Annotated in this window: 13 protein-coding genes; 9 read left to right on the top strand and 4 right to left on the bottom strand. The window is 69.0% G+C overall.

What is annotated here, in order from left to right; all coding sequences use genetic code 11:
- Positions 1-225: 225 nt before the first annotated feature.
- Both OK349_RS06160 and OK349_RS06165 read left to right on the top strand, forming a co-directional pair.
- The gene (locus OK349_RS06160) at positions 226-1,458 is read left to right on the top strand and encodes a TCR/Tet family MFS transporter (protein WP_265116935.1); all 1,233 of its coding nucleotides are present in this window, start codon (positions 226-228) and stop codon (positions 1,456-1,458) included.
- Positions 1,459-1,526: 68 nt separating this feature from the next.
- The gene (locus OK349_RS06165) at positions 1,527-2,234 is read left to right on the top strand and encodes a glutathione binding-like protein (protein WP_265116936.1); all 708 of its coding nucleotides are present in this window, start codon (positions 1,527-1,529) and stop codon (positions 2,232-2,234) included.
- Between the two features lie 138 nt (positions 2,235-2,372).
- Here OK349_RS06165 and OK349_RS06170 read toward each other — a convergent pair whose 3' ends face one another.
- Positions 2,373-3,164: an SDR family NAD(P)-dependent oxidoreductase gene (locus OK349_RS06170; protein WP_265116937.1), complete on the bottom strand. Its 792-nt coding sequence runs from the start codon at positions 3,162-3,164 to the stop codon at positions 2,373-2,375.
- A gap of 81 nt (positions 3,165-3,245) precedes the next feature.
- Between OK349_RS06170 and OK349_RS06175 the strand changes: the two genes are divergently transcribed.
- The 6 genes from OK349_RS06175 to OK349_RS06200 all read left to right on the top strand — a co-directional run bounded on the left by OK349_RS06175 (position 3,246) and on the right by OK349_RS06200 (position 9,262).
- A complete protein-coding gene (locus OK349_RS06175; RefSeq protein WP_265116938.1) occupies positions 3,246-4,760 on the top strand; it encodes a class I adenylate-forming enzyme family protein in 1,515 nt (504 codons plus the stop codon).
- On the top strand, positions 4,757-5,527 hold the full coding sequence (locus tag OK349_RS06180) for a thioesterase family protein (RefSeq protein ID WP_265116939.1): 771 nt from the start codon (positions 4,757-4,759) through the stop codon (positions 5,525-5,527). The genes OK349_RS06175 and OK349_RS06180 overlap by 4 nt, the downstream gene beginning before the upstream one ends.
- Before the next feature lie 174 nt (positions 5,528-5,701).
- Positions 5,702-6,418 (top strand): EF-hand domain-containing protein, encoded by a 717-nt coding sequence (locus tag OK349_RS06185; protein WP_265116940.1) that lies wholly within the window; start codon positions 5,702-5,704, stop codon positions 6,416-6,418.
- A gap of 116 nt (positions 6,419-6,534) precedes the next feature.
- Positions 6,535-7,257, top strand: coding sequence for a response regulator (locus OK349_RS06190; RefSeq protein ID WP_265116941.1), 723 nt, complete (start codon positions 6,535-6,537; stop codon positions 7,255-7,257).
- Complete coding sequence (locus OK349_RS06195) at positions 7,254-8,618, top strand: sensor histidine kinase (RefSeq protein ID WP_265116942.1); 1,365 nt, start codon at positions 7,254-7,256, stop codon at positions 8,616-8,618. The genes OK349_RS06190 and OK349_RS06195 overlap by 4 nt, the downstream gene beginning before the upstream one ends.
- A 32-nt stretch (positions 8,619-8,650) precedes the next feature.
- Positions 8,651-9,262, top strand: coding sequence for a hypothetical protein (locus tag OK349_RS06200; protein WP_265116943.1), 612 nt, complete (start codon positions 8,651-8,653; stop codon positions 9,260-9,262).
- A gap of 71 nt (positions 9,263-9,333) precedes the next feature.
- On the opposite strand, the gene ndk is transcribed toward OK349_RS06200, so the two are convergent.
- Positions 9,334-9,756 (bottom strand): nucleoside-diphosphate kinase, encoded by a 423-nt coding sequence (gene ndk, locus OK349_RS06205; RefSeq protein WP_265116944.1) that lies wholly within the window; start codon positions 9,754-9,756, stop codon positions 9,334-9,336.
- Positions 9,757-9,893: 137 nt separating this feature from the next.
- On the opposite strand from ndk, the gene OK349_RS06210 reads away from it, so the two are divergent.
- Positions 9,894-10,925: an SMP-30/gluconolactonase/LRE family protein gene (locus OK349_RS06210; protein ID WP_265116945.1), complete on the top strand. Its 1,032-nt coding sequence runs from the start codon at positions 9,894-9,896 to the stop codon at positions 10,923-10,925.
- Here the strand turns inward: OK349_RS06210 and OK349_RS06215 are convergent.
- Both OK349_RS06215 and OK349_RS06220 read right to left on the bottom strand, forming a co-directional pair.
- On the bottom strand, positions 10,922-11,362 hold the full coding sequence (locus tag OK349_RS06215; protein WP_265116946.1) for a DNA polymerase III subunit chi: 441 nt from the start codon (positions 11,360-11,362) through the stop codon (positions 10,922-10,924). The genes OK349_RS06210 and OK349_RS06215 overlap by 4 nt on opposite strands.
- An 8-nt stretch (positions 11,363-11,370) precedes the next feature.
- On the bottom strand, positions 11,371-12,858 hold the full coding sequence (locus OK349_RS06220; RefSeq protein ID WP_265116947.1) for a leucyl aminopeptidase: 1,488 nt from the start codon (positions 12,856-12,858) through the stop codon (positions 11,371-11,373).
- Between the last annotated feature and the right edge of the window lie 138 nt (positions 12,859-12,996).

The raw sequence follows: 12,996 nt of genomic DNA on the forward strand, positions 1-12,996 counted from the left end.
TCCACACCCATCCACGGACGCCGGTTTTGTCCGAAAGCCAACTTCGGCACCGACATGTTCCATCGCGTCCATGTTCCGGCGCTCCGCTAAGAGTCGCCGGAAATCGATGTTTCGAATTTGCGGTATGGTCTGGGGCGCGTCAAGCAGCGTTTTTGGCCGGTGCGGCACAATCCCCCGCGACACGCCGCCCCGCCCGGGCTAGAAGCGCCTCCCAAAGGGGATCCTATGCGCTTTGAACATCGAGCGGTGCCGATCGTGCTCGCGGCCGTCATGATCGATTCGATCGGCTTCGGCATCGTCCTGCCCGTCCTCCCCCGGCTGATCGTCGAGCTCGCCCATGTCAGCCTCGAGGATGCGGCGCGGATCGGCGGCTATATGCTCGTCGCCTTCGCGGTCGCGCAGTTCTTCGCCGGGCCGGTGCTCGGCACGCTGGGCGACGCGATCGGGCGGCGGCCGGTGCTGCTCTTCTCGATGATCGCCTTCTCGATCGACTATGCGCTGATGGCGGCCGCGCCGACGATCGGCTGGCTGTTCCTCGGCCGCGTCATCGCGGGAATCGCGGGCGCCTCGTTCGGTCCCGCCAACGCCGTGCTCGCCGACGTGACGCCGCCCGAAAAGCGCGGCGCCACCTTCGGGATGATGGGCGCGGCGTTCGGCATCGGCTTCATCCTGGGACCAGCCTTGGGCGGGCTGCTCGCCGGCTTCGGGCCGCGCACGCCGTTCATCGCCGCGGCGGTGCTGGCGGGGCTCAACGCCATCTGGATCCTCACCATGCTGCCCGAGACGATCAAGCCCGAGGGCCGCCGGCCGTTCCGCTGGGGCAATGCGCACGTCTTCGCGGCGTTCAAGCCGCTGTTCCACGCGGGCAATGCCGGCTGGCTGCTCGCGGCGATGTTCCTGTGGCAGTTCGCGCACATGGTCTACCCCTCGACCTGGGCATTCTTCGGCGAGATCACGCTCGGCTGGAACGAACAGATGATCGGGCTGTCGCTCGCCGCCTCGGGCCTGTGCATGGCCGCCGTGCAGATGCTGGTCACCGGCCGCGCGATCAAGGCATGGGGTGAGGAGCGCACCGTCGTGCTCGGCATGGCGGCGGGCGGACTCGCCTTCACCGCCTATATCTTCGCGCGCGAGACCTGGATGATCTATGTCATCCTCATGGTCAGCGCGTTCCAGGCGCTCGCCTTCCCGTCGATGAACGCCTTGCTCTCGCGCATGACCGATGCGAGCCGCCAGGGCGCGCTCCAGGGCGGCATCGCCAGTCTCAACAGCGTCGCGCTGATCGTCGCGCCGCTGGTGCTCACCCAGACACTGGCATGGGGCGCGGAACGCGGGTTCAAGGCGGGGAATTTCGTCCTCGCCGCGGCGCTCGCCTTCGGCGCGCTGACGATCATCGTGCTGCGCGTCGTGCCCAAGGTGCACCGGCATCCGGAAGCCGAATCCGAACCGGCCGCATAGCGCCGGTTGCGCTGGCGGGGCCGCTTCCTATCTCGCGGCGGCAACCCAAGCCGGAGGCTCCCCGCAACATGATCGACCTCTATTACTGGCCCACCCCGAACGGCCACAAGATCACGCTGTTCCTGGAGGAGGCCGGCGTCCCCTACACCATCCATCCGGTCAACATCGGCCAGGGGGACCAGTTCAACCCCGATTTCCTCAAGATCGCGCCCAACAACCGCATGCCCGCGATCATCGACACCGCCCCCGCCGACGGCGGCGAGCCGATCAGCGTGTTCGAAAGCGGCGCGATCCTGACCTATCTTGCCAACAAGACCGGCAAGTTCTTCGGTCCCGAGCCACGCGACAAGGTCGTCCAGATGCAATGGCTGATGTGGCAGATGGGCGGCCTCGGCCCGATGGCCGGGCAGAATCACCATTTCAACCGCTATGCGCCCGAGCCGATCCCCTACGCGCAGAAGCGCTATATCGACGAGACCAACCGCCTCTACGGCGTGCTCGACCGCCAGCTCGCGGGCAAGCCATTCGTGACCGGCGAGGACTATTCGATCGCGGACATGGCGATCTATCCCTGGATCGTCCCGCACGAGGCGCAGGGCCAGAATCTCGACGATTTCGCGCATGTGAAGCGCTGGTTCGAAGCGGTGAAGGCCCGCCCCGCCACGATCCGCGCCTATGAAAAGGGCGAGGAAGTCCGCCCGGGCAACCCGCCAATGACCGACGAGCAGAAGAAGATCCTGTTCGGCCAGACCGCGGAGAATACGGCGAAGGCGTAATTGAAATTCCTCCCCCCATCGGGGGAGGGGAACCAGCCGCAGGCTGGTGGAGGGGCGGCGGGCGTAGCCCGCCGTCTCGACGGCGGCCCCTCCGTCATCGCTTCGCGATGCCACCTCCCCTGAAGGGGAGGAGCCAGCTCAACCCCTCCCCGGCCTTCTCGACAGCCCCACGTCGAGATGCGCACCGGCGTCGAGCAGCACCGTCTCGCCGGTGATCACGCGGCTGGCGGGGTCGAGCAAATTGACCACCGGCCCCGCAATATCCTCGGCATGCGCCGCCATGGCCATTGGGGTCTGGCCGGCGATGAACTTCTCGAACGCCTCGAACGCCTCCTGCGTCATCCGCTCGCTGAACCAGCCCGTGCCGACATAGCCGGGCGCGACCGCATTGACCCGGATCACTGGAGCGAGGACGCGGGCGAGGCTCTTGGTCATCGTCACCAGCGCGCCCTTGGACGCGGCATAGGCGACCGACGAGCCGTTGCCGAACACCCCCGCGACCGAGGCGATGTTGACCACCGCGCTCGCCGGGCCCTCGCGCATTGCCGGGGCGCAGGCGCGGATCATCTGGAACGGCGCGACGGTGTTGAGCCGGTAGATGTCGAGGAAATCCTCAGCATCGAGCCCGTCGAGATCCTCATGATTGGCGAACTTGGTCTTGCCCGAATTGTTGACCAGCAGGTCGATCCGCCCGAACGCGTCGATCGCGGCCGCGGCGAGCGCGCGGCACTGCGCGTCGTCGGCGATGTCGGCCTGCACCGCGATCGCACCATTGCCGACCTCCGCCGCCAGCGCTTCGGCCGCGTCCCGGCTCGAGGCATAGTTGATCGCGCACCGCACCCCGCGCGCCGCCAGCCGCCGCACCACGGCCGCGCCGATCCCGGTGCCCCCGCCCGTGACGATCGCGGCCATGCCCTCCATCTGCGTCATGTTCCCGCTCCGTTTTAGAAGATCGCGTATGGCAGCGCGGACCCGTTTCGCATAGCCTCGCCGCCGAATCGAGGAAAGCGAATGCCCACCGCCGCCGAAATCCTGCTCCACCCCTTCGCCACCCTGCCCGAGCTGATCGCCGCGCATGCGCGCGAGCGCGGCGCCAAGACCGCGATCGTGTATGGCGACGCGCACCTGACCTATGCCCAGCTCGACGCGCGGATGGACGCCATCGCCGCAGCGATCCAGCACGACGGCGGCGGCAAAGGGCAGGCGATCGCGATCATCGGCGCGGCCTCGTTCGACTATGCCCTGGTGTTCCTCGCCGCGGTCCGTGCGGGCTGCGCGCCGGCGCCGATCGCCCCCTCCTCGACCGGCGACCAGATGGCGGCGATGATCGCCGATTGCGGCGCGCCGCTGGTGTTCCTCGATGCCGATGCCGCTGCGACGCTCGGAGACCGGCCGGTGGCGGCGAAGCGGATCCCGCTCGACGGCCTCCCGACGGACGCTGCGAAACCACAACCAGTCGAGATCGGCCCGGACGATCCGTTCAACATTATCTACTCCTCGGGCACCACCGGCACGCCCAAGGGCATCGTCCAGCCGCATGCGATGCGCTGGGCGCATATCGCGCGCAACGCCGCGGCGGGCTTCGGCGACGCGGTGACGATGATCGCGACCCCGCTCTATTCGAACACCACGCTGGTGAGCTTCATCCCGACGCTGGGCTGGGGCGGTACGGCAGTGCTGCTCGGCAAGTTCGACGCGCGCGGGTTCCTCGAGGCGGCGGCGAAGCATCGCGCGACGCACGCGATGCTGGTGCCGGTGCAGTATCAGCGGATCATGGCGGTCGCGGATTTCGACAGCTACGACCTCTCCGCCTTCCGCCTCAAGACCTGCACCAGCGCGCCCTTCCCGCCCGCGCTCAAGGCCGATGTGCTGGCGCGCTGGCCCGGCCTGCTCGTCGAATATTACGGGATGACCGAGGGCGGCGGCACCAGCGTGCTGATCTGCAACATGTTCCCGCACAAGCTCCACACGGTCGGGGTTCCAGTGGAGGGGCACGACATCCGCCTGATCGACGAGGAGGGGCGCGAGGTGGCGCAGGGCGAGATGGGCGAGGTGGTCGGCCGCAGCCCGGCGATGATGAGCGGCTATCACGGCCGCAAACAGGCCAGCGCCGACGCCGAATGGTTCGACGCCGAGGGCAACCGCTTCATCCGTCATGGCGATGTCGGGCGGTTCGACGAAGACGGCTTCCTGATCCTGATGGACCGCAAGAAGGACCTGATCATTTCGGGCGGGTTCAACATCTACCCGAGCGACCTCGAGACCGAGCTGGCCAAGCATCCTGGGGTGCGCGACTGCGCGGTGGTGGGCGTGCCGTCCGAGCAATGGGGCGAGACGCCGGTGGGGTTCTACGTCCCCTCTGACGCGACGGTGGCCGAGGACATCCTGGGCGCGGTCAACGCCGTGCTGGGCAAGACGCAACGGCTGTCTGCGCTGGTGGCGGTTGAGGAGCTGCCACGCAGCGCGATCGGCAAGGTGCTGAAGCGCGAGCTGCGCGATCGCTACGCGGAGACGGCGCCGGCATGACTTCGCTCCCCGCGCTGCTGGCTCAGGCGCAGCGGACCGATACCGGCTTCACCACCGCGATCCCGTCCAACTGGCTGCAGGGGCGCACTGCCTATGGCGGGCTGTCGGCCGCGCTGGCGCTCGCCGCGGCCAAGCAGATCGAGTCCGAGCTGCCCCCGCTGCGCTCGGCGCAGGTCGCGTTCGTCGGGCCGCTCGCCGGACCGGTCACCGTCACCGCGACCAAGCTGCGCCGCGGGCGCAACGCCGCGTTCATCCAGTCGGACATCGTGTCGGAGGCAGGGTTGGGGCTGCGCACGACCTTCGTGTTCATGGCGGCGCTGTCCTCGGCGATCGATCACGACACGACCACACCCGCGCGCCATGCCCCGCCGCCTGCGGATGCGCAGCTCTATACGGGTCCGCCCGGATTCTTCACTGGCAACTTCAACTTCTACGACATCAAGGACGCGGCCGGGCCGACCGAGTGGCTGCGCTGGGGACGCTTGATCGAGCGCGAGGGGCTCGATCCCGAGGTCGAGCTGATGGCGCTGGGCGACGCGCTGCCCCCTGCTGCGTTCAAGCTGTTCGAGAAGATGACGCCGCTCTCCTCGCTCAGCTGGATCGTCAACTTCGTGCGCCCGCGGCCGGTCACGACCGACGGCTGGTGGCTGCTGCATGCCGAGACCGACGTCGCGCGCGAGGGCTATTCGAGCCAGGCGATGCGCATGTGGAATGCCGACGGCACGCTCGTCGCGGAGGGGAAACAGGGCGTCGCCATTTTCGGCTGAGTTCAGCACCTTCCCTCGTCACCCCGGGCTCGACCCGGGTGACGAATGGATAGGGTTCGCCCCTCCTGATACAAGTTGCGACACTTTCGGAGCGGCCTGACATAGGACTGCGACAGGCGGCGTTCAGAGAGGGCGTCATCGCGGCACCCCTTCGCCGCTCGAGAGGAGCCTGCCATGAAGAATCTTCTGACTGCCACGGCGATCGGCGCGATGCTGGTGGCCGGCGTCGCGATCGCGATGCAGAGCGAAACCCCGATGGCGCCCAAGCAGCCGCTCACCAAGACGCAGATGCTCGAGCGCGCCGATGCCCGCTTCGACCGGATGGACGCCAACAAGGACGGCCAGCTGAGCGCCGAGGAGCGCAAGGCCGGCGCCGAAGCCGCGCGCTCTGCGATGGCGGAGCGAAAAGGCGGCGAGATGGCGGACTTCATGCCCGGCGCCCGGCGTGGCGGCGGCATGGCCGATCGCGCCATGGAGCGTGCCGACACCAATGGCGACGGCATGATCAGCAAGGCCGAGAACCGCACCATGGTCGAGGCCCGCTTCGCGCGCATGGACGCCAATGGCGACGGCACGATCAGTGCCGATGAGCGCCGCATGGGCCGCGGCATGGGCAAGGGCAAGCGCGCCCGGGCGCAGGCCGCGGGCGAGACGATGGGCGCCATGCCCGGCAAGATGAAGGCCGGCCGCGCGATGAAGAGCGCCGATGGCGACGGCGACGGCGCGATCAGCAAGGCCGAGTTCGACGCCCAGTCGGCGGAGCGCTTCACCAAGCTCGACGCCAATGGCGACGGCAAGATCGACGCCACCGAGATGCAGGCGCAGCGCGGCAAGAAGCGCGGCGCCAGCGGGACCACTCCGCCCTCGCCTGCTACCCCCCAGGACGAGTGAGCGGCATGCCGGGCGGGCTTTACGACCTCCTCCGTGCCCGCCCGGCACTCGCGGCACGGCTTTCCGCGCGGGCGCGGGGTATTCCGGCTGGCGGCGAATCTGCTACGCCAGCGGAGATGACCGCAGAGACCCCGCACTTGCTGCTCGTCGACGACGAGCGCTCGATCCGTGAGCCGCTGGCGCAATATCTCACCAAGCAGAATTTCCGCGTCACCCAGGTCGGCGACGCCGAGGCGGCGCGCGCCCGGCTTTCGGCCTATGCGATCGACCTGGTGGTGCTCGACATCATGATGCCGGGTGAGGATGGCCTGAGCCTGTGCCGCCACATCCGCGCGACCAGCGAGACCCCGGTGATCCTGCTGACCGCCAAGAGCGAGGAGACCGACCGCATCGTCGGGCTCGAAATGGGCGCGGACGACTATGTCGTGAAGCCCTTTTCCCCGCGCGAACTCGCCGCGCGGATCAAGGTGGTGCTGCGCCGCATGCATGCCGGCGGCACCCGCCAGCATGCGCCGGAGAGCGGCAGCTACGCCTTTTCGGGCTGGGTACTGAAGACCGGCGAGCGTGCGCTGGTCGATCGCGACGGCGTCTCAGTGCCGCTCTCGACCGGCGAGTACAACCTCCTGCTCGCGCTGGTGATGCGTCCGCGCGCGGTGCTCACCCGCGACCAGCTGCTCGACCTGACGCAGGGGCGCGAGGCCGCGGCGTTCGATCGCGCGATCGACAACCAGGTCAGCCGCCTGCGCAAAAAGATCGAGCCCGACGCCAAGAACCCGACCCTCATCAAGACCGTTTGGGGCGGCGGCTACACGCTGGCGAGCGACGTCACCAAATTGTGAACCGGCTGGTCCCTCGCAGCCTCACCGGCCAGATCGCGCTGCTCGTCGCGGTCGCGCTGTTCGTGGCGCAGGCGATCAACTTCGCGCTGCTGCTGCGCGAGCGCCGCGCCTATCGCTTCAGCCAGGTCACCGCGCCGGCGATCACCCGGGTGGTCGACGCCGCCGAGCGGCTGCGCGACGGCCGTTTCCGCGAACCGACGGGGGACGGGCGCGAGCGGCAGAAGGGACGCTTGCGGCTGCAGCCGGCCAACCCGATCGAATCCGGGCTGGAGCCGCGCCTCGACGTCGAGGAGGGCATCCGCCAAGCGATGCGCGAATCGAACTTGCCGGTCGGCCGGGTCATCACCGGGCTGCGCCCGATCTCCCCCACCGACCCGCGCTTCGCGCGCATGAACGCGCTGCGTGCCGAGCGGATGAAGCGGATGGGCGCCGAGCTCAGCGTCGCGGTCGAGATTCCGGGCAAGGGCTGGCTGACGATGACCACCGGCTGGCCGCGCACCGAACGCTCGCTGATCTGGCAGCTGATCGCGCAGACGCTGATCCTCTATGCCGTGGTGCTGATCCCGGTGCTGTGGATCGGCCACCGCGTCGCACGCCCGCTGCGCAAGCTCGCGGCGGCGGCGCGGGACTTCAAACCTTCCGATCCGGGCGAGCCGGTCGAGGAGCGCGGCCCGGGGGACGTGCGCGCGGTGATCGCCGCCTACAATACGCTCAGCCGCCGCGTCACCGCGATGCTCGACGAGAAGGACCAGATGCTCGGCGCGATCGGGCACGACCTGCGCACCCCGCTCGCCGCGCTGCGCGTGCGCATCGAGTCGGTCGAGGACGACGAAGACCGCGAGCGGATGGCGGACACGATCGACGAGATGAACCGCACGCTCGAGGATATCCTCAGCCTCGCGCGCCTCGGCCGGCCGAGCGAGCCGCCGACCGAGACCGACCTGTCGGCACTGATCGACGCGGTGGTCGACGACTTCCGCGACCTCGGTCATGCGGTCGAGTATCAGGACGGGCAGCGGCTGATCGTCAGCTTGCGCCCCGCGCTGATGCGGCGGGCGGTACGCAATCTGATCGAGAACGCGGTCAAATATGGCGGCGGGGGCGAGGTGCTGCTGACCTCCGACAAGGACGCCGTGCAAATCGAGGTCGCCGACCGCGGCCCCGGCATCCCGCCCGACCAGCTCGTTGCGGTGTTCGATCCCTTCACCCGGCTCGACCCCTCGCGCAACCGCACCACCGGCGGCGTGGGCCTCGGCCTCACCCTCGCACGCGCGATCGTGCGCGAGGCCGGCGGCGACATCGCTCTGGCCAACCGCGAGGGCGGCGGGCTTTCCGCGACGATCACGCTGCCGCAACGATGACTCGCGCGCCGCGGATCGCTATTCCGTAGCGCATGAACGAAACCCCAGCAGAGAAAGCCGAAGCCCGCGCGATCCGCCGCCGCTGGCTGACGATCGGCGAGATCGTCGCGGTCGCGGGCGTGATCATCGCCGGCGTATCGCTGTGGATCAGTTGGGCCGACAAGCGGAACGAGGCGAGCGAGAAGGCAGCGGAGGCGAGCAAGGCGAAGGCCGCCGAGACCCGGCTCGACCTGCGCGCGAGCGTGAGCGACGGCGGGCAGCAGGTCGTGCTGAGCGATCCCGCGCACGAAATCCTCGACACCGCCATCGCCTTCCCCGAGGCGCTGAACATCGGCGCGCAAGCGCCAGTGCTCCCGCGGATCGAGGCGAGCTGGTTCGGCAGCCCGGTGCTGGGGGCGACCGACAAGGGCGCGGACGAGCGCGAGGGACGGCTGCCGGTGCTGGTGACGGTCAGCTACCGCGCGGGCGACGTAACGAAGCAGGATCGCGCGATCGTCGAGCTGGTATGGCGCACCAGCGGACGGATGCTCGCCGGCCGCGAGCTGCGCATCGAGGCGGCGCGGGTGCGCGAACGCGGCGGCGACCAGGCGCGCATCGACGCAATGTGGGCGCAGGAGCTGGCGCGGCTGAAGGCGCCAGCCTGAAGCAAAAAGAAAGGCCCCTCCCCGGTGCGGGGAGAGGCCTGTCCCTGTCTCGTGGGCTTCCCCTCGAAAAATCAGCCGACGATCTCTTCCGGCTTGAAGAAATAGGCGATCTCGATCGCCGCATTCTCGTCCGAGTCCGAACCATGGACCGAGTTCGCCTCGATCGATTCGGCCAGCTCCTTGCGGATCGTGCCGGCGTCGGCATTGGCCGGGTTGGTCGCGCCCATGATGTCGCGGTTGCGCTGCACCGCGTTCTCGCCCTCGAGCACCTGCACGACGACGGGGCCTGAGATCATGAACTGGACCAGGTCGTTGAAGAAGGGGCGCTCCTTGTGAACCGCGTAGAAGCCCTCGGCCTGCTCCTGGGTCATCTGGATGCGCTTGGAGGCGACGACGCGGAGACCCGCTTCCTCCAGCATCTTGGTGACCGCGCCGGTCAGGTTGCGGCGGGTGGCATCGGGCTTGATGATCGAAAAGGTCCGGTTCGCGGCCATGGCCGTGCGGCTCCTGTACTTGGGGGTGGGGATTGCGCGGGCCTCTAGTCGGGCGCGGCGGCGGTGGCAAGGGGAAGCGGCGCCGGCGGCGGACATTGCTCCCGCGCCGCGGCGATCCTATCGTTTCGGCCGAACCAATGCAGAGGAAGAGCATGCACAATCCCGGCCGACGCGCCGTTATCGCCGGGCTTGGGGCCGGCCTCGCCTGTTCCACCGCGCTGGCACAGCTGCCCGCCGCAAAGAGCGCAGGCATCACCCGGCTCGACCCGCGGCTCGACCGCATCATTCCCCCGGATGCGAAGATCGAGGTGTTGGCCAGCGGCTACACATGGAGCGAGGGGCCGCTATGGGTACCGCAGGGCGAGTATCTGCTGTTCTCCGACGTGCCGAAGAATGTCGTGTATCGCTGGAGCCGCGCGAGCGGGGCGAAGCCGTTCCTCTCGCCCTCCGGCCTGCAAGGTGCCGTGCCCGCGACGATCCGCGAGCCGGGCGCCAATGGGCTGGCGCTCGACCGGCAGGGCCGGCTGCTGCTCGCCGACAGCGGTTCGCGTGCCCTGGTTCGGGTCGATCTCGCCACGCGGCGGCGCACCGTGGTGGCCGACCGGTTCGAAGGCAAACGATTCAACAGCCCCAACGATCTGGTCGTCTCGAAGTCCGGCGCGATCTACTTCACCGACCCGACCTATGGGCTGGAAGGCATGGACGAATCGCCGGTGCGCGAGCTCGAATTTGCCGGGCTCTACCGGCTCGATCCGGACGGCACGCTGACCGTGCTCGACCGCACGCAGCGCAAGCCCAACGGGGTCGGTCTCTCCCCGGACGAGCGCACGCTCTATCTCGCGCTGTCGGATCGCGAGCGGCCGCATGTCCTGGCCTATGCGCTCGACGCGCGCGGCATGCCGGAGGGCGTGCGCGTGTTCCGCGATATGCGCCGCGAGCAGGATGCCGGGCTGCGCGGCGCGCCGGATGGCATGGATGTCGCACCCGACGGGCATTTGTTCGCGAGCGGGCCTGGCGGCATCCACGTCCTGACGCCCGGCGGCGATCTGCTCGGCATCATCGGCACCGGCAAGCCGATCGCCAACGCCTGTGTCGGCGAGGGCGGGAAGAGCCTGTTCATCACCGCATCCGACCAGCTCTGCCGGGTGCCGCTGTCGACGGGTTCCTAGGCCGCCTGCGCCCAGCGCCCGCTCTCGTCCTGCTTCCAGTAGCGCCGCTCGACGCCCTCGCGGTCGGCCAGCCCCTTCCACGCCGCGCGCGCCTCGGCGATCTTGTCGCCGTCGAAGAAATGGAAGGCGCGATCGAATTCCAGGGCCGCGTCGCGCCACTCGCCGTCGATCAGCGCGACGAAGCGCGCGCCGTTGGCGGGCGCCACCTCACCCGCGATCAGCACCGGCTGGAGGCTGTCGTCCCCCGCCCCTGCCTGGGCATGCGGCAGGAAGCTCTCGATCTGCCAGGTCCATAGCGAACCGTCGATCCGGCGGCGCTGATGTTCGTCGGCCGAGACGATCAGCAGCCGCTGGCCGCTCTCGACCACCTTCACCGCGATGCCGGGGAGCGCCCGCTCCAGCGGCGTCACGGTGAGGTGGTAGAAATCGACCTGCACCTTAGGTCTCAGCCCTCGAAATTGTCGCGGACGAAACGGTCGATCAGGCGCACGCCAAAGCCGGTCGCGCCCTTGTCATAGGTGTTGCCGGCCTTGTCCGCCCACACCATGCCGGCGATGTCGAGATGCGCCCAGCGCACCCCCTCGTCGACGAAGCGCTGGATGAACTGCGCCGCGGTGATCGATCCCGCGCCGCGCGGCCCGACATTCTTCATGTCCGCGATCGGGCTGTCGATCAGCTTGTTGTATGCGTCGCCGAGGGGGAAGCGCCACAGCAGGTCGCCAGTCGCGCGGCCCGCGGCGAGCAACTCGTCGGCGAGGCCGTCATCGTTCGAAAACAACCCGCCATGCTCGCTGCCCAGGCTGATGATCATCGCGCCGGTCAGCGTCGCGAGATCGACGATCGTCTTGGGCCCATGCGTCTTCTGCACCCAGGTGAGCGCATCGCACAGCACCAGCCGCCCCTCGGCGTCGGTGTTGATCACCTCGATCGTCTGGCCGGACATCGAGGTGACGATGTCGCCCGGCCGCTGGGCATTGCCGTCGGGCATGTTCTCGACCAGCCCGCATACGCCGATGACATTGGCCTTGGCCTTGCGCGTGGCGAGCGCCTTCATCGCGCCCGCGACGGCACCGGCGCCGCCCATGTCCCACTTCATGTCCTCCATGCCCGCGGCCGGCTTGATCGAGATGCCGCCGGTGTCGAAGGTCACGCCCTTGCCGACGAACGCCACGTCGACACCCCCATCTGATTCTTTGGCCCCCTTGCCGTTCCAGCGCATCACCAGCAGCCGCGCCTCGCGCACCGAGCCCTGCGCCACGCCGAGCAGCGCGCCCATGCCGAGTTTCTCCATCGCCGCGCGATCGAGCACCTCGATCTCCACGCCGAGGTCCGTCAGATGGCGGCAGCGCTCGACGAAGCTCTCAGGATAGACGATGTTGGGCGGATCGGAGACGAGGCCGCGCGTCAGGTCGAGTCCGGCGGTCACCGCTTCGAACTGAGTCCAGGCTGCCTCGCTGCCGTCGGGCGCGCCGGCCAGCACGATCTCGTCGAGCGTCGGCTTCTGCTTGTCGGTGAGGCGCGTGCGATAGACGTCATGGCGCCAGCCGCGCTGCATCGCCGCCGCCGCCAGCCGTGCCACCGCGCGTGCGGCCGGTGCGCCGCCCAGGCTTGCAAAATCGACCGCGATCGAGGTGACGCCCGAGGTCAGGAAGCGCCCGGTCAGCGCGCCGCCCGCGCGTTCGTAATCGGCCTCGCCCCCCGCGCCGACGCCGAGCAGCAGCAGACGGTTGGCGCCCTCTGCGCCGGGGACGAAGATCTCGACGATCGAGCCCGCCTCGCCGTCGAACCGCCCGGCCTTGGCCGCACCGCGCGCCAGCGCCAGCGTGGCGTCGTCGAGCGTGCCGGCGGGCATGCGATCGAGCCCGTCCTTCTCGACCGGCAGAGCGATCACGGCCGCATCGGCGGGCCGGGTGGCGGAGAATGTTACGCGCATGAAGCTTCCTGTTCCTGTGGGCTGGTGGTCGTGATTTGAGGTCTCTCTAGGCCAGTGCATGGCGAACGGCAAAGCCCGGCGATTGCGAAGCCGGGCGCGGGGTGCGATAGGGCCGAAGGCGGCTGCTGCAGCGGCGTG

The sequence above is a fragment of the Sphingomonas sp. BT-65 genome (genome assembly GCF_026107375.2).
Lineage (GTDB): Bacteria > Pseudomonadota > Alphaproteobacteria > Sphingomonadales > Sphingomonadaceae > Sphingomonas.

Bases quoted from the DNA above. Each gene is read 5' to 3' on its own strand.
- OK349_RS06220 (WP_265116947.1), bottom strand. From the start codon at position 12,858: ATGCGCGTAACATTCTCCGCCACCCGGCCCGCCGATGCGGCCGTGATC.
- OK349_RS06210 (WP_265116945.1), top strand. From the start codon at position 9,894: ATGCAGAGGAAGAGCATGCACAATCCCGGCCGACGCGCCGTTATCGCC.
- OK349_RS06180 (WP_265116939.1), top strand. From the start codon at position 4,757: ATGACTTCGCTCCCCGCGCTGCTGGCTCAGGCGCAGCGGACCGATACC.
- ndk (WP_265116944.1), bottom strand. From the start codon at position 9,756: ATGGCCGCGAACCGGACCTTTTCGATCATCAAGCCCGATGCCACCCGC.
- OK349_RS06160 (WP_265116935.1), top strand. From the start codon at position 226: ATGCGCTTTGAACATCGAGCGGTGCCGATCGTGCTCGCGGCCGTCATG.
- OK349_RS06175 (WP_265116938.1), top strand. From the start codon at position 3,246: ATGCCCACCGCCGCCGAAATCCTGCTCCACCCCTTCGCCACCCTGCCC.
- OK349_RS06170 (WP_265116937.1), bottom strand. From the start codon at position 3,164: ATGACGCAGATGGAGGGCATGGCCGCGATCGTCACGGGCGGGGGCACC.
- OK349_RS06200 (WP_265116943.1), top strand. From the start codon at position 8,651: ATGAACGAAACCCCAGCAGAGAAAGCCGAAGCCCGCGCGATCCGCCGC.
- OK349_RS06185 (WP_265116940.1), top strand. From the start codon at position 5,702: ATGAAGAATCTTCTGACTGCCACGGCGATCGGCGCGATGCTGGTGGCC.
- OK349_RS06190 (WP_265116941.1), top strand. From the start codon at position 6,535: ATGACCGCAGAGACCCCGCACTTGCTGCTCGTCGACGACGAGCGCTCG.
- OK349_RS06165 (WP_265116936.1), top strand. From the start codon at position 1,527: ATGATCGACCTCTATTACTGGCCCACCCCGAACGGCCACAAGATCACG.